The 21,425-nt window shown below is 68.1% G+C and carries 16 protein-coding genes; 11 read left to right on the top strand and 5 right to left on the bottom strand.

What is annotated here, in order from left to right; genetic code table 11:
• Positions 1-23 precede the first annotated feature (23 nt).
• The 5 genes from def (at position 24) to AC1DSA_RS07320 (ending at position 3,488) form a co-directional block, all read left to right on the top strand.
• Positions 24-560, top strand: coding sequence for a peptide deformylase (def, locus tag AC1DSA_RS07340; RefSeq protein ID WP_477887576.1), 537 nt, complete (start codon positions 24-26; stop codon positions 558-560).
• Between the two features lie 102 nt (positions 561-662).
• The gene (locus AC1DSA_RS07335) at positions 663-1,448 is read left to right on the top strand and encodes a transporter substrate-binding domain-containing protein (RefSeq protein WP_477887574.1); all 786 of its coding nucleotides are present in this window, start codon (positions 663-665) and stop codon (positions 1,446-1,448) included.
• A gap of 4 nt (positions 1,449-1,452) precedes the next feature.
• Positions 1,453-2,115: an amino acid ABC transporter permease gene (locus tag AC1DSA_RS07330; RefSeq protein WP_477887572.1), complete on the top strand. Its 663-nt coding sequence runs from the start codon at positions 1,453-1,455 to the stop codon at positions 2,113-2,115.
• Position 2,116: 1 nt separating this feature from the next.
• Positions 2,117-2,770: an amino acid ABC transporter permease gene (locus AC1DSA_RS07325; protein WP_477887570.1), complete on the top strand. Its 654-nt coding sequence runs from the start codon at positions 2,117-2,119 to the stop codon at positions 2,768-2,770.
• Entirely contained in the window at positions 2,754-3,488 is a 735-nt protein-coding gene (locus tag AC1DSA_RS07320; RefSeq protein ID WP_477887568.1) for an amino acid ABC transporter ATP-binding protein, read from the top strand. Before AC1DSA_RS07325 ends, AC1DSA_RS07320 begins: the two co-directional genes overlap by 17 nt.
• A 27-nt stretch (positions 3,489-3,515) precedes the next feature.
• Here AC1DSA_RS07320 and AC1DSA_RS07315 read toward each other — a convergent pair whose 3' ends face one another.
• From AC1DSA_RS07315 to map, 3 genes are all read right to left on the bottom strand, one after another.
• Positions 3,516-4,508, bottom strand: a complete 993-nt coding sequence (locus AC1DSA_RS07315; RefSeq protein ID WP_477887566.1) for a Bug family tripartite tricarboxylate transporter substrate binding protein — start codon at positions 4,506-4,508, stop codon at positions 3,516-3,518.
• Positions 4,509-4,625: 117 nt separating this feature from the next.
• Positions 4,626-7,253: a [protein-PII] uridylyltransferase gene (locus AC1DSA_RS07310; protein ID WP_477887564.1), complete on the bottom strand. Its 2,628-nt coding sequence runs from the start codon at positions 7,251-7,253 to the stop codon at positions 4,626-4,628.
• Positions 7,250-8,053, bottom strand: coding sequence for a type I methionyl aminopeptidase (gene map / locus AC1DSA_RS07305; protein ID WP_477887562.1), 804 nt, complete (start codon positions 8,051-8,053; stop codon positions 7,250-7,252). The genes AC1DSA_RS07310 and map overlap by 4 nt, the downstream gene beginning before the upstream one ends.
• Positions 8,054-8,156: 103 nt before the next feature.
• Between map and purL the strand changes: the two genes are divergently transcribed.
• The 6 genes from purL to AC1DSA_RS07275 all read left to right on the top strand — a co-directional run bounded on the left by purL (position 8,157) and on the right by AC1DSA_RS07275 (position 17,054).
• Complete coding sequence (gene purL / locus AC1DSA_RS07300) at positions 8,157-12,323, top strand: phosphoribosylformylglycinamidine synthase (RefSeq protein WP_477887560.1); 4,167 nt, start codon at positions 8,157-8,159, stop codon at positions 12,321-12,323.
• Positions 12,324-12,384: 61 nt separating this feature from the next.
• On the top strand, positions 12,385-12,786 hold the full coding sequence (locus AC1DSA_RS07295; protein ID WP_477887558.1) for a hypothetical protein: 402 nt from the start codon (positions 12,385-12,387) through the stop codon (positions 12,784-12,786).
• Positions 12,787-12,793: 7 nt separating this feature from the next.
• Positions 12,794-14,164, top strand: a complete 1,371-nt coding sequence (locus AC1DSA_RS07290; RefSeq protein WP_477887556.1) for a KGGVGR-motif variant AAA ATPase — start codon at positions 12,794-12,796, stop codon at positions 14,162-14,164.
• A 67-nt stretch (positions 14,165-14,231) separates the two neighbouring features.
• Entirely contained in the window at positions 14,232-15,638 is a 1,407-nt protein-coding gene (locus tag AC1DSA_RS07285; protein WP_477887554.1) for a hypothetical protein, read from the top strand.
• A 100-nt stretch (positions 15,639-15,738) separates the two neighbouring features.
• Positions 15,739-16,071, top strand: coding sequence for a chorismate mutase (locus AC1DSA_RS07280; protein WP_477887552.1), 333 nt, complete (start codon positions 15,739-15,741; stop codon positions 16,069-16,071).
• Positions 16,068-17,054, top strand: a complete 987-nt coding sequence (locus tag AC1DSA_RS07275) for a Bug family tripartite tricarboxylate transporter substrate binding protein (RefSeq protein WP_477887550.1) — start codon at positions 16,068-16,070, stop codon at positions 17,052-17,054. The genes AC1DSA_RS07280 and AC1DSA_RS07275 overlap by 4 nt, the downstream gene beginning before the upstream one ends.
• A 6-nt stretch (positions 17,055-17,060) precedes the next feature.
• Here the strand turns inward: AC1DSA_RS07275 and AC1DSA_RS07270 are convergent, their stop codons facing one another.
• Complete coding sequence (locus AC1DSA_RS07270) at positions 17,061-19,712, bottom strand: cation-translocating P-type ATPase (protein WP_477887548.1); 2,652 nt, start codon at positions 19,710-19,712, stop codon at positions 17,061-17,063.
• A 108-nt stretch (positions 19,713-19,820) separates the two neighbouring features.
• Positions 19,821-21,425, bottom strand: a complete 1,605-nt coding sequence (locus tag AC1DSA_RS07265) for a gamma-glutamyltransferase family protein (protein WP_477887546.1) — start codon at positions 21,423-21,425, stop codon at positions 19,821-19,823.

The raw sequence follows: 21,425 nt of genomic DNA, 5'->3' as shown, positions 1-21,425 counted from the left end.
GGCCCATTCGGTATGCTCTCTTGATGGCAGTCAGAGAAATCCTCAAGATGGGCGATCCGCGCCTGCTGCGCATCGCGCAACCCGTGCACGCCTTCGACGTGCCCGAACTGCACGCACTGGTGGCCGACATGCAGGACACCATGGCGGCGGCCAACGGGGCGGGCCTGGCGGCGCCGCAGATCGGCGTCGACCTGCAGCTGGTGATCTTCGGCAGCGACGAACCCAACCCGCGCTATCCCGATGCGCCCGTGGTGCCGCGCACCGTCCTGGTGAATCCCCTCATCACGCCGCTGGGCAATGAAGAGGAGGAGGGCTGGGAGGGCTGCCTGTCCGTGCCCGGCCTGCGTGCCGTGGTGCCGCGCTGGCGCCGCATCCGCTACACGGGGTACGACGACAAGGGCAACCGCATCGATCGCGAGGCGGAGGGCTTCCACGCCCGGGTGGTGCAGCACGAGTGCGACCACCTCGTCGGCAAGCTCTATCCGATGCGGGTGCGCGACTTCACCCGCTTCGGCTTCACCGACGTGCTGTTCCCGGGCCTCGACGCCGAGGACGACTGAGTCCCGCGCCGGTGCGCGCACGCCCTTGGTGCGCACGCTTTGCAGGCGCGCGGGCATGGAACCTGCTGGTCAGGGTGCTGGCACCTTCCACAGAGTCCTTCCATGCACAAAAGAAACTTCACCCTCGGCCTGGCGCTGGCCGGCCTGCTGGGCGCCGCCGGCGTCCAGGCGCAGACCGCCCTGGACGACGTCCTCAAGGCGAAAGAAATCAAGATCGCCGTCCCGACCGACTTCCCGCCCTATGGCTTCGTCGGCACGGATCTGAAGCCGCAGGGCCTGGACGTCGAGATGGCGAACTACATCGCCGCCAAGCTGGGCGTGAAGGTCGAGCTGCTGCCGGTGACCACCAGCAACCGCATCCCCTACCTGCAGACCCGCAAGGCCGACCTGGTGATCTCCACGCTGGGCAAGAACCCGGAGCGCGAGAAGGTGATCGACTTCACCGTCGCCTACTCGCCCTTCTTCATCGCCGTGTTCGCACCCAAGTCGGTGGCGCTGAAGGGGCCCGCCGACCTGGCCGGCAAGTCGATCTCGGTGACGCGCGGTTCGGTCGACGACATGGAACTGAGCAAGGTCGCGCCGCCCTCGACCGAGCTGCGCCGCTTCGAGGACAACAACGCCACCGTGTCGGCCTACCTGGCGGGACAGGTGCAGACGCTGGCCACCAGCGCCCAGGTCGCCGGCGCCATGATGGCCAAGAACCCGCAGATGAACACCGAGTTCAAGTTCGTGCTGAAGGACTCCCCCAACTTCATCGGCGTGGCCAAGGGCGAGGACAAGCTGCGCCAGAAAGTCAACGACATCGTGATGGAGGCGCGCCGCAACGGCGACATCGACAAGATGGCCGTCAAGTGGCTGGGCCGCCCGGCCGGCGAGCTGCCCAACTGAGCGCATGCGCATCACCCTGGACTTCGCCGCGGTGCTGGCGGACTGGCCGCTGCTGCTCAAGGGCGTGGCCTGGACCCTGGCACTGACGGCAGTCAGCGCCGTGCTGGGCGTCGCCATCGGCGTGGCCTGCGCCTGGGCGCGCCGCAGCGGGCCAGCGTGGCTGCGCGCGGTGGTCGGCGGCTACGTCGAGCTGGTTCGCAACACGCCCTTCATCGTGCAGCTGTTCTTCGTGTTCTTCGGGCTGCCGGCGCTGGGCGTGAAGCTGTCGCCGGAGTCCGCGTCGGTGATCGCGATGGTGGTGAACCTCGGCGCCTATGCCACCGAGATCGTGCGGGCCGGCGTCGAGGCCACGCCGCGCGGGCAGTTCGAGGCGGCGCTGAGCCTGGCGCTGACCCCGGCGCAGACCTTCCTGCGGGTGGTGCTGCCGCCGGCGCTGCGCAAGGTGTGGCCGGCGCTGGTGAGCCAGATCGTGATCGTGATGCTCGGCTCCGCGGTGTGCAGCCAGATCTCCACCGAGGAACTGAGCTACGCCGCCAACCTGATCCAGAGCCGCAACTTCCGCTCGTTCGAGGCCTTCATCATCGCGACGGCCCTGTACCTCGCGCTCGCGTCCTTCGTGCGGCACCTGCTGCAGTGGCTGGGCCCGCGCTTCTTGTTCGGACGTTGACATGGTCGATTTCTCGCTCTGGGACGTCCTGCGCAACCTGCTGCTCGCGGCCCGCTGGACGATCGCGCTGTCGCTGATCGCTTTCGTCGGCGGCGGCCTGGTGGGACTGCTGCTGCTGGTGCTGCGCCTGTCGCACTCGAGGCCAGCGCAGTGGGCCGTGTCCGGCTACGTGCAGCTGTTCCAGGGCACGCCGCTGCTGATGCAGCTGTTCCTCTCCTATTTCGGCATGGCGCTGCTCGGGTTCAACACCTCGGCCTGGACGGCGGCCGCCGTCGCCCTCACGCTCTACACCAGCGCCTTCCTCGCCGAGATCTGGCGCGGCTGCGTCGCGGCGGTGCCGCGTGGCCAGTGGGAAGCCTCGAGCGCGCTTGCCCTGAACTTCGGCGAGCAGCTGCGCCACGTGGTCCTGCCGCAGGCGCTGCGCATCGCGGTGCCGCCCACGGTGGGCTTCCTGGTGCAGGTGGTCAAGGGCACCGCACTGGCCAGCGTGATCGGCTTCGTGGAGCTGACCAAGGCCGGCACCATGATCACCAATGCGACCTTCCGGCCCTTCCTGGTCTATGGCTTCGTCGCGCTGTTCTATTTCGCCCTGTGCTTCCCGGTGAGCCTCTATGCCCGCGGACTCGAAAGAAGACTCCATGCCGCCCATCGTTGACATCCAGTCCCTGCGCAAGTCCTACGGCACGCACGAGGTGCTCAAGGGCATCGACCTGCAGGTGCAGCCGGGCGAGGTGCTGGCCATCATCGGCAAGAGCGGCTCCGGCAAGAGCACGCTGCTTCGCTGCATCAACGGGCTGGAGAGCTTCCAGCACGGCGCCCTGTCGGTCGCGGGCCAGCCGTTGCGCCAGGACGATGCCGCCGGGATGCGCGCGCTGCGCCAGCAGGTGGGCATGATTTTCCAGAGCTTCAACCTGTTCCCGCACCTGAGCGTCGGCCGCAACGTGATGCTGGCGCCGACGCTGGTGAAGAAGAAGGACAAGGACAGCGCCGCCGAACAGGCGCGCGCGCTGCTGGAGCGGGTGGGCCTGGCCGAGAAGTTCGACGCCATGCCCGACCAGCTCTCGGGCGGCCAGCAGCAGCGCGTGGCCATCGCCCGCGCGCTGGCGATGGAGCCGGCGGTGCTGCTGTGCGACGAGATCACCAGCGCGCTCGATCCGGAGCTGGTGGGCGAGGTGCTGCAGGTGGTCGAGCGCCTCGCGGCCGAAGGCATGACCTTGCTGATGGTCACGCACGAAATGGGCTTCGCCCGCAAGGTGAGCGACCGGGTGGTCTTCATGCACCAGGGGCTGGTGCACGAGGCCGGCGCGCCGCAGGAGATCTTCGGCAACCCCGCCACGCCGGAGCTGCGCACCTTCCTGGCCTCGCTGCACTGAGCGGCGCCTGGGGGCGCCGCAGGCGGCTTACTCCGCCTTGATGCCGCGCATCATGATCACGCCGCCGAGCAGGGCGGTGTCGCTCTTGATGCGATTGGCCAGGCCTTCGGCGTTGGTGCCGGCCACCTGCCAGCCCTGCTGGAACAGCTTCTGACGCACGTCCGGGCTGCGCGCGATCTCGGAGACCAGCTTCGACAGCTTCTCGACCACCGGCTGCGGCATCGACCGGGGGGCGGCGGCGGCGGTCCAGATCTCCAGCTGGAAGCCGCGGATGCCCTGTTCGTTCAGGCTCGCATATTCCGGCACCAGCGGGCTGCGCGCGAGCGAGGTGACGCCGATGGCCTTGAGCTTGCCGGCCTTGATCTGGGCTGCGGCCAGCGCGGGCGGCAGCAGCGCCAGCTGCACCTGGCCGCCGATCATGGCGGTGATGACCTGCGGGTTGCCGGGATAGGGCACGTGCACCGGGTCGATGTTGGTCTTGGACTTCAGCAGCTCCATGCCGATGTGGCCGACCGTGCCGACGCCGGGCGAGCCATAGCTCCACTTGGTGCCGCCGTTGCGGGCGGCCAGGAAGAACTCCTGCGCATCCGTTCCCGGCGCATTGACGGAGGCCGTCAGCAGCAGCGGCGCGGTGCCGATCAGGCTGATCGGCTGGAACGCCTTCTGCGGGTCGTAGGCCACCGCCGGATTCAGCAGCTTGGCGATGGTCATGTTGCCGTTGATCATCACGCCGAAGGTGTGGTCGTCCGTGGCCTTGGCCACGAAGTCGGCGGCGATGTTGCCGCCGGCGCCCACCTTGTTGTCCACGACCACGGGCTGGCCCAGGGCCTTGGACAGCGGATCGGCGATCGTGCGCGCCACCAGGTCGGGCGTGGAGCCGGCGGGGAAGCCCACCACGATATGGACTGGCTTGGTTGGCCAGCTGGCGGCGGCGGGAGCGGGCTTCTGGGCGGCTGCGCCGCCCACGGCGGCAGCGAGCGCAAGCAGCACGAAGCTGCGGCGCGCGGCGGTCTTCAACATGCGAGGTCCTTGTTCCAACGACGAAGAGAATCGGCCCGCTTGACGGGGCCGCCCGCGATGCTAGCTGGACGGCAGGGGCGCGAAGTTCTAGCGCCGCTAGGAATTCGGCCTAAACCGTCAGCTTGCGACAGCTTCCAGCAGCTCGGTCTCGATCTCGATCTGCTTGCGGTTCTGCTGCAGCTCGGGGCCGTCGATCAGGAAGGTGTCCTCCACCCGCTCGCCCAGCGTGCTGACCTTGGCCAGCTGCAGGTTCAGGTGGTGGCGCGCCAGCACGCGGGCGATGGAGTAGAGCAGGCCCACCCGGTCGCTGGCGGAGACGGACAGCAGCCAGCGCTGCGCCTTCTCGTCGGGGTGCAGGTCCACGCGGGGCGGGATCGGGAAGCTCTTCACGCGGCGCGAGACGCGGCCCCGGCTGGGCGGCGGCAGCGGCCCGGCGGCGGCGATGGTGGCCGCCAGTTCCGACTCCACCATCGAGCACAGCTCGCGGTAGTGGTCGGGCATCATGGCCGTGACCACCTGGAAGGTGTCCAGCGCGTAGCCGTTGGTGGCGGTGTGGATCTTGGCGTCCAGGATGCTGAAGCTGGCCTGGTCAAAGTAGCCGCAGATGCGCGCGAACAGGTCGGTCTGGTCCTTCGTGTAGACCAGCACCTGCAGGCCTTCGCCCACCGGCGAGATGCGCGCCCGCACGATCACCTTGGCCGTGCCGACGTGGCGCGACACGTGGCGGGTGTGCCAGGCGATGTCGCCGGCGTCGTGGCGCATGAAGTAGCCCACGTCCAGCGTGTCCCACAGCTTCTTGTGCGCCTCGAAGGGCAGCGCGAACAGTTGCAGCAGCACCAGCGCCTCGCGCTTGCGCGCTTCCACGTCCGCCTTCGGATCGGGCGCCGCGCCGCCGAGCGAGCGCACGGTGTAGCGGTACAGGTCCTCCAGCAGCTTGCCCTTCCAGGCGTTCCAGACCTTCGGGCTGGTGCCGCGGATGTCGGCCACGGTGAGCAGGTACAGCGCGGTCAGCGAGCGCTCGTTGCCCACGCGCTGCGCGAAGGCCTGGATCACCTGCGGATCGCCCAGGTCCTCCTTCTGGGCCACGCGGCTCATGAGCAGGTGTTCCCGGACCAGGAACTCGATCAGCTCCGCGTCCTTCGCCTCGATGCCGTGCTGCCTGCAGAAGCGCCGCACCTCGCGCGCGCCCAGGTCCGAGTGGTCCCCGCCGCGGCCCTTGGCGATGTCGTGGAACAGCGCCGCCGCGTACAGGATCCAGGGCTTGTCCCAGCCGGCCGCGAGCTGAGAGCACATCGGGTATTCGTGCGCGTGTTCCGCCATGAAGAAGCGGCGCACGTTGCGCAGCACCATCAGGATGTGCTGGTCCACCGTGTAGACGTGGAACAGGTCGTGCTGCATCTGGCCGACGATGCGGCGGAACACCCAGAGATAGCGGCCCAGCACCGAGGTCTCGTTCATCAGCCGCATGGCGTGGGTGATGCCGCGCGGCTGCATCAGCATGGCGCGGAAGGTCGCGTGGTTTTCCGGGTCGTTGCGGAAGTTCGCATCCATCACCTTGCGCGCGTTGTACAGCGCGCGCAGGGTGCGGGCGGACAGGCCCTTGATGCCGGGCGTGGTCTGGTACAGCAGGAAGGTCTCGAGGATCGCGCGCGGGTTCTTCAGGTACAGGTCGTCCCGCGCCACCTCGATCATCCCGGCCTTTTCGGAGAAGCGCGCATTGATCTTCCGCGCCTCTGCCGCCGCGGGATTGAGCCGCTCCTCGATGTTCAGCAGCAGGATCTGGTTCAGCTGCGCCACCGCCTTGGCCGCCCAGTAGAAGCGCTTCATCAGCCGCTCGCTGGCCCGCGCGACGATGCGGCCGTCCGCGCGCGCGGTCGCCTTGTAGCCGAAGGACTCCGCCACCGCGTTCTGCAGGTCGAACACCAGCCGGTCCTCGCGCCGGCCCGCCACCACGTGCAGCCGGGCGCGGATCATCGACAGCAGCGCCTCGTTGCGCTTGATCTGCCGCGCCTCGAAGGCCGTGGCCAGGCCGCGCCGCGCGAGCTCGTCCCAGCTCTTGCCGATGCCGGCGGCGTTGGCCACCCACAGGATCACCTGCAGGTCGCGCAGCCCGCCCGGGGACTCCTTGCAGTTCGGCTCCAGCGAGTAGGGCGTGTTCTCGAACTTGGTGTGCCGCTGGCGCATCTCCAGCGTCTTGGCCGTGAAGAAGGCGCGCGCGTCGATCTGGTCGCGAAAGCGCGCCTGGAAGCTGGTGAACAGCTTGCGCGAACCGGTCAGCAGGCGTGCCTCCAGCAGCGAGGTCTGCACCGTCACGTCGCCGGCCGCCTGCGAGAGGCAGTCCTCCAGCGTGCGGACGCTGGAGCCGATCTCCAGCCCGGCGTCCCAGCAACTGCCGATGAAGCGCTCCACCCGCTGCTTGAGCGTGGCGTCGAGCTCGCAGGTGATGCCGTCCGGCATCAGCAGCAGGACGTCGACGTCGGAGTGGGGGAACAGTTCGCCGCGGCCGAAGCCGCCCGTGGCCACGAGCGCCACCCCGGCGGGCAGGCCGGCGTGCTCCCAGAGCTGCCGCAGCGCCTCGTCCGCCGCGCCGGCCAGCTCCTGCAGCAGGCCCCGGATGCTGCGGGTCGTGCCGCCGTGCGCCTGCAGCGTGGCCAGCAGGTGGGCCTTGCGCGCCTTGTAGGCGTCGCGGATGCCGGCCACCGGCGATGCGGCATCGGCGGGCAGGACGGCGGCGGCCAGGCTCATCCCTTCACGAAGGCCGGCGGCGGCGGGCTGCCGGCGGACAGGGTCAGCACGTCGTAGCCGCTCTCGGTGACCAGCACGGTGTGCTCCCACTGCGCGGACAGCGAGTGGTCCTTGGTGACGATGGTCCAGCCGTCGTTGCCGAATTCCTTCACGTCGCGCCGGCCGGCATTGATCATGGGCTCGATGGTGAAGGTCATGCCGGGCACCAGTTCCTCCAGCGTGCCGGGCTTGCCGTAGTGCAGCACCTGCGGCTCCTCGTGGAAGTTGCGGCCGATGCCGTGGCCGCAGAACTCGCGCACCACCGAGAAGCCCGAGGCCTCCGCGAATCTCTGGATCGCCCAGCCGATGTCGCCCAGGCGGATGCCGGGCTTGACCTGCACGATGCCGTGCCACATCGCCTCGTAGGTGATCTGCACCAGGCGTTTCGCGGCGATGGAGGTTTCGCCCACCATGAACATGCGGCTGGTGTCGCCGTACCAGCCGTCCTTGATGACGGTGACGTCGACGTTGACGATGTCGCCCTTCTTCAGCGGCTTGTCGTTCGGGATGCCGTGGCACACCACGTGGTTCACCGAAGTGCACAGCGAAGCGGGATAGGGCGGATAGCCCGAAGGCTGGTAGCCCAGCGTGGCGGAGGTGGTGCCCTGCTTCTTCATGAACTCGGCGGAGAGCCGGTCGATTTCCCGGGTGGTGATGCCCGGCTTGATGAAGGGCGTGAGGTGGTCCAGCACCTCGGCGGCCAGCCGGCAGGCCGTGCGCATCCCCTGGATGCCTTGTTCGTCTTTGTACGTGATGCCCATGGCTCCGATTATCCCAGAGCGACCAAGTCCCCGCAGGTAGAATGCCGGGTTCCCGAGGCCCCAGTCAGCGGTCCCGGCGCCACTCCCAGACAGGTTTCAGACAGTGTCCCTGCACATCACCGAGTTCGAGGGCGGCGAGGCCCTCAGCGGCTTCCGGATCCAGCAACTCCTGCCGCGTCTGCAAGCGGTGCATCCCCGCATCGCCGGCTTGTCGGCGCGCTTCGTCCACCTGGTGGCGAGCGACCATCCCTTCAGCCCCGCCGAGCGCGAGCGCCTGGCCGCATTGCTGACCTACGGCGAGCCTTACGCCGGCGCCGGCGAGGGCGTGCTGCTGGTGGTGACGCCGCGCCTGGGCACGGTGTCGCCCTGGGCCTCCAAGGCCACCGACATCGCGCACAACTGCGGGCTGGCCATCCGGCGCATCGAGCGCGCGGTCGAATACCGCGTGCAGCTGGCCTCCGGCCTGCTCGGCGGCAAGCCGACGCTGGAGCCGGCCCAGCTGCAGGCCGTGGCAGCGCTGCTGCACGACCGCATGACCGAAAGCGTGGTGCCCAGCCTGGCCGAGGCCGAGCGCCTGTTCACCGAACTGCAGGCCCAGCCCATGGAGCACGTCGCCGTGCTGCAGGGCGGCCGCCAGGCGCTGGAAGAGGCGAACCGTCGCTTCGGCCTGGCGCTGGCGGAGGACGAAATCGACTACCTGGTCGACGCCTTCACCGGGCTGGGGCGCAACCCCACCGACGTCGAGCTGATGATGTTTGCGCAGGCGAACAGCGAGCACTGCCGCCACAAGATCTTCAATGCGTCCTTCGCCATCGACGGCGTGCCGCAGGACAAGAGCATGTTCGGCATGATCCGCAACACGCACCAGGCGCATCCCGAACACACCATCGTGGCCTATGCGGACAACGCGGCGGTCATGGAAGGCCACGCGGTGGAGCGCTTCCTGCCCGGCCCCGGCGGCGTGTACCGCAAGAGCGACGCGACCCACCACGTGCTGATGAAGGTGGAGACGCACAACCACCCGACCGCCATCTCGCCCTTTCCCGGTGCTTCGACCGGCGCCGGCGGCGAGATCCGCGACGAAGGCGCCACCGGCCGCGGCGCGCGTCCCAAGGCCGGCCTGAGCGGCTTCACCGTGTCGAAGCTGTGGGACGGCCCGTTCGGCAAGCCCGAGCACATCGCCAGCCCGCTGCAGATCATGACGGAGGGCCCGCTGGGCGGCGCCGCCTTCAACAACGAATTCGGCCGGCCCAACCTGCTGGGCTATTTCCGCGAGTACGAGCAGGACGTGGCGGGCGTGGCCCGCGGCTACCACAAGCCCATCATGATCGCCGGCGGCATCGGCGCGATCGATGCCGGCCTGACGCACAAGATCCCGTTCCCGGCCGGCACGCTGCTGGTGCAGCTGGGCGGACCCGGCATGCGCATCGGCATGGGCGGCGGCGCCGCCTCGTCGATGGCCACCGGCACCAACGCCGCGGAACTCGATTTCGATTCGGTGCAGCGCGGCAACCCCGAGATCCAGCGGCGGGCCCAGGAAGTCATCAACCAGTGCTGGGCGCTGGGCGAGCACAACCCGGTGCTGGCGATCCACGACGTGGGCGCCGGCGGCCTGTCCAACGCGTTCCCGGAACTCACCAACGACGCCGGCCGCGGCGCCCGATTCGACCTGCGCAAGGTTCCGCTGGAGGAGTCGGGCCTGGCGCCCAAGGAAATCTGGAGCAACGAGAGCCAGGAACGCTACGTGCTGGCGATTGCGCCGGAATCGCTCGAGCAGTTCCGCGCCTTCTGCGAACGCGAGCGCTGCCCGTTCGCGGTGGTCGGCGTCGCGACCGAGCAGCGCCAGCTGGTGGTGGGCTCGGGCGTGCCCCTCACCCCGACCCTCTCCCCGGAGGGGCGAGGGAGTGAAGTGCACCCTCTCCCGCTGGCGGGAGAGGGCGGGGGTGAGGGTCTGGCCGTGGACATGCCCATGGAGGTGCTGCTGGGCAAGGCGCCGCGCATGCACCGCGACGTGCGCCACGTGGCGCGCGAGGTCAAGCCGCTGGACGTCACCGGCGTGGACCTGCGCAAGGCGGTGATCGACGTCCTGGCCCACCCGACCGTGGCCTCCAAGCGCTTCCTGGTGACGATCGGCGACCGCACCGTGGGCGGCCTCACGCACCGCGACCAGATGGTCGGTCCCTGGCAGGTGCCGGTGGCCGATTGCGCGGTCACGCTGGCCGACTACCGGGGCTTCGCCGGCGAGGCGATGAGCATGGGCGAACGCACGCCGCTCGCGGCCGTGGACGCGCCGGCCTCCGGCCGCATGGCGGTGGCCGAAGCCATCACCAACCTGCTGGCGGCGCCGATCGAACTGTCGCGCGTGAAGCTGTCGGCCAACTGGATGGCCGCCTGCGGCGAGCCGGGCGAGGACGCGGCGCTGTATGAGACGGTGCGGGCCGTGGGCATGGAGCTGTGTCCGCAGCTGGGTGTGTCCATCCCGGTGGGCAAGGACAGCCTGTCCATGCGCACGCAATGGAACGAAGGCGGGCAGGTCCGCAAGGTCACGTCGCCGGTCAGCCTGATCGTGAGCGGATTCGCCAGCCTCGCGGACGTGCGCGGCACGTTGACGCCGCAGCTGCAGGCTTCCGGCGACACGACGCTGCTGCTGGTCGACCTGGGGCGCGGGCGCAATCGCATGGGCGGCAGCATCCTGGCGCAGGTGCTGGGCCAGCCCGGCGGCGAGGTGCCCGATCTCGACGATGCGCAGGACCTGGTGAACCTGGTGAACGCGGTCAACGCGTTGCGCGCGCAGGGCCGCATCCTCGCCTACCACGACCGCAGCGATGGCGGCCTGCTGGCCGCGGCCTGCGAGATGGCCTTCGCCGGGCACGTGGGCGTGGCTCTCAACATCGACATGCTGGTCACCGAAGGGGACGGCATCAGCGACAGCCGCGCCGAGTACGGCGACGCCAAGAACTGGGCGAGCCAGGTCAGCGCCCGGCGCGAGGAGCTCACGCTCAAGGCGCTGTTCAGCGAAGAGCTGGGCGTCGTGCTGCAGGTGCGCACCGAGGAGCGCAACGAGGTGATGCAGGTGCTGCGCTCGCACGGCCTGTCGCGCCACGCGCACTTCGTGGGCAAGACCCGGCCTGCCGACTCCGCGATGGACGTGGGCAAGGGCGAGGTGCAGGTGTGGCGCGACACCAAGGCGGTGTTCAGCGCCAGGCTCGCCGACCTGCACCAGGTGTGGGACAGCGTCAGCTGGAAGATCTGCCAGCAGCGCGACAACCCGGAATGCGCCGACAGCGAGCATGCGGCGGCGGGGGATCCGGACGATCCGGGCTTGCATGTGTATCTGCCGGGGATGCCCCCACCCCAGCCCTCCCCCGGAAGGGGAGGGAGCAAGACGGGTGCACTCCATGACGGCGTGCCGGATTCACTCCCTCCCCCGGGTGCGAGCCAGTCGGACTCGCTCCCTCCCCTGCTGGGGGAGGGCTGGGGTGGGGGCGCTCCCGCGCTCAACCTCGCGCGCCCGCGCGTCGCCATCCTCCGCGAGCAAGGCGTGAACTCGCACGTGGAGATGGCCTACGCCTTCACCGAAGCGGGATTCGAGGCGGTCGACGTGCACATGACCGACCTGCAGTCCGGCCGCCATCGGCTCGCCGATTTCCAGGGCGTGGTTGCCTGCGGCGGCTTCAGCTATGGCGACACGCTGGGCGCCGGCATCGGCTGGGCGCGCAGCATCACCTTTCACCCGGCACTCTCGCAGCAGTTCCGCGACTTCTTCGCGCGCAGGGACACCTTCGGCCTCGGCGTGTGCAACGGCTGCCAGATGTTCGCCGAGCTGGCGGACATCATCCCGGGCGCGCAGGCCTGGCCGCGCTTCACCACCAACCGCAGCGAGCGCTTCGAGGCGCGGCTGTCGATGGTGGAGGTGCTGGATTCGCCCAGCCTGTTCCTCCAGGGCATGGCCGGCGCGCGCCTGCCGATCGCGGTGGCGCATGGCGAGGGCTATCCCAATTTCACGCAGCGCGGCGACGCGGCCAAGGTGGTCCAGGCCCTGCGCTTCGTGGACAACCACGGCCAGCCCACCGAGCGCTATCCGTTCAACCCGAACGGCGGCGCCGGCGGCCTCACGGGCGTGACCACGGCCGACGGCCGCTTCACCGCGCTGATGCCGCACCCGGAACGTGTGTTCCGCAACATCCAGATGTCGTGGACCTCCGGCGACCGCTCGCAGCCCAGTCCCTGGATGCAGCTGTGGCGCAACGCGCGCAAGTGGGTGGGCTGATGGGACGAAGATCCGCGTAAGTCAGCAGTACTGGTAATCTCTTGCCTCAAAAGGAGAGGTGATGGGGTATTCCGCCAATATGGCTGAGGCAGCGCGGAGAAATTTGTCGGCCGGAAACTGCCTAAAGGCTGAACACTTACACGTTGCTGGCTACTTGTTCGGAATAGCTGCGGAGTGCGCCTTGAAGGCGATGATGCTTGAAGGACGCATGAAGCCAAGTCCCTCTGATAGCAGGAGTAGGGATGACCCGTTCTATGCACACTTCCCTGAACTGAAGACTTTGCTTAGGGATCAATTGCAAGGCCGCGCAATGTCCCACGTCGCACGACTCGTGGCCGACGACGCTTTTCTGAATCAGTGGGCGATCGAAATTCGGTATGCGGGAAAAGGCCAAGTTCCGCAGGCTTGGGTTGAACGTTGGCAGGAACAAGCGAAAAGCGCCGTCAACCAAATCGGAACGTGAGGCGAGGATGCGAACATATTTCGATGACAGTCTGCCCGAGCTGGTTCGGGTGATTCTTGAGCACTTTGGTCCGGAGGCGGCCAGCAACGGCACCTTCCATCGGGACTCGCGCGGCCAGCTAAGTTTCTTCTCACCCGTTTCGCTGTCGACAGACTTGAAAGAGCGCGCAGCAGCGGCGGCCTCGTTGCGCGTCACTCCGTATATCAGAACTGACCGAGCAATCGTAGACGTCCTCGATGTTGGTGCCGAACGGGTTCTTGCATCCGCTAGCAAGCTGCATCTTCGCATCGATGAAGTGCCAATACAGTTGCTGGATAGACGAACTGTTGGAGCAGACTGGTTGCAAGCGCCCGAGGCTATTCAAAGCGCAGGTCCGAAGCGGTTCGTTTTCATGAGCTTGAAGGGGGGCGTCGGCCGTTCAACTGCTTTGTCCATCGCTGCGGCACATTTCGCAAGTCGAGGACTGCGCGTCCTTGTCGTTGACTTAGACATGGAGGCCCCTGGTATGGGAGCTATGCTCCTCGACGAAACCACGATGCCGAGATTTGGCGTAGTCGACGCACTCGTCGAGAACTCCTTCGGCGCCTTGACTAAAGAGTTCCTCGCTGATCTGACGGGTCCTTCGTCTTTGACCAGTCGAGGGCGGATTGATGTCATGCCCGCATTCGGACGGTCATTCATAACGAATCCGGGCGACGTGCTAGCTAAGATCGCACGAGCGTATGTTGAAGATGTCGCTGAAGACGGATCGGTCCTATCGATGCGCGTCCAAATTCGCAACCTCCTCGATGACGTTGCGACGGCGGATAGGTACGACGTCATGTTAGTTGACGCCCGTGCCGGGCTTAACGAGTCTTCCGCCGCGCCGGTCCTAGGTTTGGGCGCAGATGTTCTGCTGTTCGGATTGAACGAACCGCAAACGTTCTACGGCTACGCTGCGCTTCTAGCGCATCTCAGACGTCTGTTGCCCCCGCAAGGCACAGAGAAACCGGTTTGGCCTGCTCAGATTTCCGTCGTTCATGCAAAGGCCGGAGGTGAAGCTGACATACAGGATTTCGCGGTGAAGTGGCGAGATCTTGTACGCCGTACTTGGTTGCAAAACAGTGCAGTGGCGAGTGCCGGAGTGCCGGTACCTGCAGAACCGTTCAACGATGTACCTTGGATCGAGGACCAAGATTTGCCTGAACAACCAAACGAGGCAGAGTCGGATGACGCGTTCGGCGCACCAATCCCAATTGCACACGACGCACGATTCTTCAATTTCGATCCTGCCACGAAGAAGAGTACGTTAACGGCCGCAGAATACGGCACGGTGTACGAACCGTTTCTTAAGAAGCTGGATTTACAGCTTGGACTGAAGAGCAGCACCAATGACTAGCTCGCCAGTAAGGAAGTCGCCCCCCTTTGGGGTGATTCGTGCATCAATCGCTTCACTTCCTGCGGACGTGTCTCACGACGCGGTGGGATCCCAAGCGCCCCGTGTTGAGGAGATGTACGCGCCTGAGACACATGCCGCCGCGCTGGATCCAAACATCCCGATCGTTGTCGGTTCGCGTGGTGCGGGAAAGAGTTTCTGGTCTGGCGTTCTTGGGCAAGACTCGACTCGAAAAGCAGCGGATGCCGCGTTTCCGAGGCTGGGTCTCGCGCGAGTGAAGGCGGCGTTTGGATACACAGGCTTTGCAGGTGCCGAGGCTATCAGCCCTGCAGTGCTCCATCAGATGCTCGGTGACGATCCCACATTGTCTGATGCCACTGCGGTGTGGTGGGCTGCGATTCTGCGTGCTTGCCAAAGACACACCAAGAAGGGCTCTCCACTTGATGTCAATTCCTCGTTGCAGATCGCTCTGGATCCTATTGAGAGAGAGGCTCGACTGGAGCAGTACGAGGCTGACCTTGGTGATACGGGAGCAGTGCTCCTAGTTGTCTTCGACGCGCTTGACACCATCGCTACCAGTTGGCCCCGTCGGCGACTGCTCACAGAAGCGCTACTCCAGGTTGTGTGGTCTCTGCGCGCATATAGGAACATCAAGTCCAAGCTGTTTTTGCGTCCAGATCAGATTGACGACGAGGCTCTCAGGTTTGTTGAACTTCCCAAGCTGAGAACCGGAGCAGTGCGACTCACATGGTCGGGAGCCGATTTGTACGGGATGCTGTACGGAAGGCTGGCTCTTACTCCCGACCGTGAGTACCGGTCTGCATTCAGCGTGCTGCTTGATTCCTTGGATTTGCCAATACCAGCAAACCAAGCAGAAGTGTTGAGTCGAGAGTGGAGGCTCTCCTCCGACGTAGGATCTCAAATGAGGTTGATGGATGCTCTTGCCGGTCCGTTCATGGCAGATGGTCCCTATGGATTCAAGAAGGGAAAGACGTATAGCTGGCCTTTGAGTCACCTTGCAGATGCTTTTGAAGAGGTCACGCCAAGAAGCTTTCTTGGACTGATAGTAGCTGCTGCCAAGTACGGACCCATTCCCCAGGATAGAGCGCTTTCGGCGGACGGCATTAGGCACGGCCTGCGTGCTGCTTCGAAGACGCGCGTCGATCAGTTGCACCAGGAATTTCCCTGGATTAAGGGTGTGCTTGCCCCTTTGGCTGGTCTTCTACTGCCCCAACCAACGACAGAAGTGTTCAAGGCGTGGAGGGCTGCGAAGACGGTGTCTCGTGTCCGCGAAGATGCGGCGGCGCACAATTACTTGCCCCCCTTTACCGCGAAAGGTACTGAGGAGGAATTGCTAGATGCAATGAAGAGGATCGGAGTGATGTACAGCCGACGGGATGAGCGCATAGACATGCCTGATTTGTATCGAGTCGCGGCTAACTTGCTTAAAAAGGGCGGCACAGCGCCGCTCGCGTAGCGAACCTATGCCGTTCGGCGAGCCTGCAGTTAGTGTGCAAAAGGAGCCGGATGCGCAAGGCGCCCCGGTGCGCCGCTTCCGCGACCCGGCGTACCGCCCTATGGCTGATAACCTTGCCGGCCTGCGCAGCGAGATCGACCGCCTGGACGATGCCATCGTGCGCCTGCTGGCGGAGCGTGCCATGTACGTGAAGGACGCCGCCCGCTTCAAGCGCGACGCCTTCCAGGTGAGCGCGCCCGCGCGCCAGGCCCAGGTGTACTCCCACGTGCGTGCGCTCGCCGGGCAGCATGCGCCGGCCTTCAACGGCGGCTTCGAGGGATTGCCCGACGTGGTGGAAGCCGCGTACCGCGCCCTCGTCGCCGGCTACATTGCCTGCGAACAGAACTATTTCGGGCAGACCGAAGCCCTCCCTCCGAAGGAAGACACGAGATGACGCAACGCCGCCGCCTGCTCAAGGCCCTCGCCGCCACGCCGGCCGCCCTGCTGGCGGGCCCCTGGACGGCCGCCCGTGCGCAGGGCGAGTACCCGTCCAGGCCGGTGAAGATCGTCGTGCCGTTCGCGGCCGGATCGACGCCGGACGTGTTCGCGCGCATCGTCGGCGACCGCGCCGCGCAGGGACTCAAGCAGCCGGTGGTGATCGAGAATCGTCCCGGCGCCGGCGGCAACCTCGGCACCGACGTGGTGGCCAAGGCCGCGCCGGACGGCTACACGATCGGCGCCTCCATCACCGGCCCGCTGGTGAACAACACGGTGCTGTACAAGCGCATGCCGTACGACCCGTTCAAGGACCTGGCGCCGATCACCTTCGGCGTGCACCAGGCGAACGTGCTGGCGGTGAGCCCGTCGCTGGGCGTGAACACGCTCAAGGAGCTGATGGACCTGCTGCGCCGCAATCCCGGCAAGTACAACTACGCTTCCATCGGCGTCGGCAGCCTCTCGCACCTGTCCATCGAGATGCTGAAGAACCTGACCAGCAGCTACGTGGTGCACATCCCCTATGCGTCCTCGCCGGCCGCCGTGACCAGCGTGCTGCAGGGCGACACGCAGATCATCAGCCTGGCGCCGCTGGCGGTGATGCCGCAGGTGCAGGCCGGCAAGCTGAAGGCGCTGGCGGTGTCCACCGCCCGGCGCGTGCCGCAGCTGCCCGGCATCCCGACCTTCCGCGAGGCGGGCCTGCCCATGGACGGCAGCGCCTGGATCGGCCTGGTGGCGCCCGCGGGGACGCCGGCGCCGATCATCGAGCGGCTGAACCGCGAATTCGTGGCGGCCATGCGCGACCCGGCCACCAACGAGAAGCTCAAGGCGCAGTACATGGAAGCCGAGCCGGGCACGCCGCAGCAGTTCGCCGCCTTCATGCGCGAGGAACTCGCCAAGTGGGGCCCCGTCATCAAGCGCAGCGGCGCGACGATCGACTGAGCCGGCTCAGCCCGCCGCCTGCCGGCGGCGGCGCCAGGCCTTCTCGCCTTCGACCGCCAGCCACACCACGGCCGACGCCGCCAGGCAGACCGCCAGTTCCAGCGCCGACAGCGGCGCGGTCTTGAACACCGGGTTGAGCACGGGCAGGTAGATCGTCGCCATCTGCAGCACGAAGGTGAGCAGCACCGCCAGCAGCAGCGGCGTGTTGCTGCGCAGGCCCAGGCGCCACAGGGCCGTGGTCTCGGAGCGGATGCCCATCACGTGCGCCATCTGCCCCAGCGTCAGCACGGTGAACACCATGGTCTGCCAGTGCGCATTGCCGTTGGCGAGCGCCCAGGCCTGCACCGCCATGCAAAGCGCGGCCAGCAGCAGGCCGAACACCAGCATGTGCTGCCACAGGCCGCGCGCGAACAGGCTCTCGCCCGGCGGGCGCGGCGGCCGCTGCATGACGCCGCGCTCGGCGGGTTCGGCGGCCAAAGCCAGCCCGGGCAGGCCGTCGGTGACCAGGTTGACCCACAGGATGTGGATCGGCAGCAGCGGCAGGGGCAACCCCACCAGCGGCGCGATGAAGATCAGCCCCACCTCGCCCGAATTGCCGGTCATGGCATAGCGGACGAACTTGCGGATGTTGTCGTAGATGCGGCGGCCCTCGCGCACCGCGGCCGCGATGGTGGCGAAGTTGTCGTCCAGCAGCACCAGGCTGGAAGCTTCCCGTGCCACGTCGGTGCCGCCGCGGCCCATGGCCACGCCGATGTCGGCGCGCTGCAGCGCCGGCGCATCGTTGACGCCGTCGCCCGTCATCGCCACCAGCTCGCCGTGGGCCTGCAGCGCCTCGACGATGCGGATCTTCTGGGCGGGATCGACGCGGGCATAGACGCGCACCTCGCGCACGCAGGCCGCCAGCGCCGCGTCGTCCAGGTCCGCCAGCCGGGCGCCGGTGATGACCCTGGCCTGCGGGTCGTCCACGATGCCCAGGCGCACGGCGATCGCCCGGGCCGTGGCCGGATGGTCGCCGGTGATCATCGCCACCGTGATGCCGGCCTCGAGGCACTCGCGGACCGCGGCAGCCGCCTCGGGCCGCGGCGGGTCGATCAGTCCCACCAGCCCGAGCAGCTGCAGGCCGTGGGGGGAGGTCTCGCCGGCGGTGCCGGGTGCAGCCGGTGCGTCGGCGTCCTGCCGCGCGAAGGCGAGCACGCGCAGGCCCTGTGCGGCCAGGGCTTCCGCCCGCTGCGTCCAGTGGCGCGCGTCCAGCGGGCGCGGGCCGTCGGGGTGCCATAGCGCGGAGCACAGCGGGATGACGCTTTCCGGGGCCCCCTTGGTGTAGCCGATGACGCGCTGGCCGGCAGCATGCCAGGTGGTCATGCGCTTGAGGCGCGAGTCGAAGGGCTGCTCGGAGATCCGCGGTCGGTCCTGCCGCAAGCGGGCGTGCTGCAGGCCGGCGTCGGCAGCCAGCTCGGCCAGCGCGGTTTCCGTCGGGTCGCCCTCCCAGCCCTGGTCCTGCGAAGGCTGCGCGTCGTTGCACAAGGCCGCGGCCCGCAGCAGTTCCGAGGGCTCGGGCGCGGAGTCGGCGGCGGCATGCCAGTCGCGGCCGTCCGCTTCGACCGCGATCTCGGCGCGCATGCGGTTCTGCGTCAGCGTGCCGGTCTTGTCGGAGCAGACATAGGTGACGGAGCCCAGGGTCTCGACCGACGCGAGCCGCCGGACCAGGGCGCGGAACTCCACCATCCTGCGCGCACCCAGCGCCAGCAGCACGGTGACCACCGCCGGCAACGCCTCCGGGATGCCCGCGACGGCGAGGCTCACCGCCGTCATCAGCATCAGCAGCGGCGGCTCGCCCCGCAACAGGCCGGTGGCGAACACGACGGCGCACACGGCCAGCACCGCGATCGCCAGCCGCCGGCCGAACACGCTCAGGCGGCGCTGCAGCGGCGTCGGCTCCCATCCCCCCTCGGCCAGCAGGCCGGCCATCCGGCCCAGCTCGGTGGAGCGCCCGGTGGCGACCACCAGGCCGCGGCCGCGCCCCTGCGTGGCCGTGGTGCCCTTGAAGGCCATGTTGACGCGGTCGCCCAGCGCGTGCACCGGCCCATCGGGCACTTCGGCCTGCTTGGCGACCGTGACCGACTCGCCGGTGAGGGCCGACTCGTCCACGCGCAACTGCGCGGCCTCGATCAGGCGCAGGTCGGCGGGCACCTGGTTGCCCGCCTCCAGCAGGACGACGTCGCCCGGCACCAGTTCCTGCGCGGCGATCCTGTGGGTGCGACCGGCGCGCAGCACCAGGGCCTGCGCCGCGGCCAGCTTGCGGAGGGCGAGCAGGGCGCGATCGGCCCGCCAGGCCTGCGCCACGCCGATCACGGCATCCAGCACGATGATCACGGCGATCACCAGGGTGTCGACCCAGTCCCCCAGGACGCCGGAGATCACCGCCGCTGCGATCAGCACGACGATCATCAGGTCGCGAAACTGCTCGGCCACCAGGGCGGCGATGCTGCGGGGAGGCGCGCTGGGCAGCTCGTTTCGACCGTGGTGCCGGATGCGGGTCTCGACCTCCTCGAGGTCCAGCCCGAGCTGCGGATCCACCCCGTGCGCGCGGGCGACCTCGTCGGCGTGTTCCAGGTGCCAGTCGTGCGCGGTGTGGGAGGGTGGTGCGGTGCCGGGCATCGCCGGCCAGTATCCGGCCTGCAGGGCCGATCCGCTTGACAGCGGTCAAGCCCTGGACCAGCGGCACGCACCGCGGCCGGGACCGCGCGAGCCGGAACGCCCTCTGCGCTAGAAGCCGACCGGGTAGCCGTCCTTGCGGTGGTCGGAGGCGGCGATGTAGCCGTGCTCGGTTTTCAGCGCGAGCTGCGCGGAACCGAACTCGGTGTCGAAGCGCTGCGCCACGCGCACTTCGTGGCCGCGCTTCTTCAGCCCCTCGATCGCTTCCGGCGGGAAGTTCCATTCCACGGACACGGTGCTGTTGTCGTCCAGGATGCGCCAGCGCGGCGCGTCGCTCGCGGCCTGCGGGTTCTGGCCGTGGTCAGCGACGCGCACGGCGACCTGCAGGTGGCCCTGCGCCTGCATGGAGCCGCCCATGACGCCGAAGCTCATGAGCGGGTTGCCGTCGCGCGTGAGGAAGCCGGGGATGATGGTGTGGAACGGGCGCTTGCGCGGCGCCACCTGGTTGGGATGGCCTTCCTTGAGCGTGAAACCCCAGCCGCGGTTGTGCAGCGCGATGCCGGTGCCGGGCACCACCACGCCGGAGCCGAAGCCCTTGAAGTTCGACTGGATGAAGGAAACCATCATGCCCTTCTGGTCCGCCGCCGTCAGGTACACGGTGCCGCCCGAATGCGGCGAGCCCGCGCGGGCCGGCGCGGCGCGCTCCGGGTGGATCAGGCGGGCCCGCAGCGCCAGGTAGCGCGGCGCCAGCAGCTGCGAGGCGCTGACGATGCGCATCGCGTCCGGGTCGGCGACGTAGGCCTGGAGGTCGGCGAAGGCGAGCTTCATCGCCTCGATCTGCAGGTGGTGGGACAGGGCGGTGTCCAGGCCGGCGCCCTTCAGGTCCAGGGTGGCCAGCATGCCCAGCGCCATCAGGGCCGCGATGCCCTGGCCGCTGGGACCGATCTCGTGCAGCCGCAGTTCACGGTACTCCACCGACAGCGGCTCGACCCAGTCGCATTCGTGCGCCGCGAGGTCCTCCTCGTCGATCAGGCCGCCGGTGGCGCGCGCGTGGTCGGCGATGGCTTTCGCAAGGCGGCCCCGGTAGAAGGCGTCCCCCTTGCTCTGGGCGATCTGCTGCAGCGTGTCCGCCTGCCCCGGGCAGGTGAACAGCTCGCCCGGCTGCGGCGCCTCGCCGCGCGGCGCGAAGGCCTCGCGGAAGCCGGGCTGGGGCAGCAGTTCAGGGACCTGGGCCTGCCACTGGCGGCGCACGGTCGGCGACACCAGGAAGCCCTCGCGCGCATGGCGCAAGGCCGGCGCGAACAGCTCGGCGAAGGGGATCGTCCCGAACCGGTCGGACAGCGCGCGCCAGGCCGAAACCGTGCCGGGCACCGTCACGGAGTCCCATCCGCGCAGCGGCATGGCGGGATACCGGGCGAAGTGCTGCGGCGTCCAGCGGCGCGGCGAGCGGCCCGAGGCATTGAGGCCGTGCAGCCGCTCGCCGTCCCACAGGATGGCGAAGGCGTCGCCGCCGATCCCGTTCATGCACGGCTCCACCACGGTCAGCGTGATCGCCGCGGCCAGCGCCGCATCGACCGCGTTGCCGCCGCGCGCGAGCATCAGCGCCCCGGCCGTGGCCGCCAGCGGCTGCGAGGTGCTGACCACGTTGCGGGCCAGCAGCGGCATGCGCTGCGAGGTGTACGGGAAATCCCAGAAGCCGGGCATGCCTGTCGTCAT

It is taken from the genome of Ramlibacter sp. P4_H7, from assembly GCF_056400765.1.
This window is presented reverse-complemented; position numbering and strand designations above follow the sequence as displayed.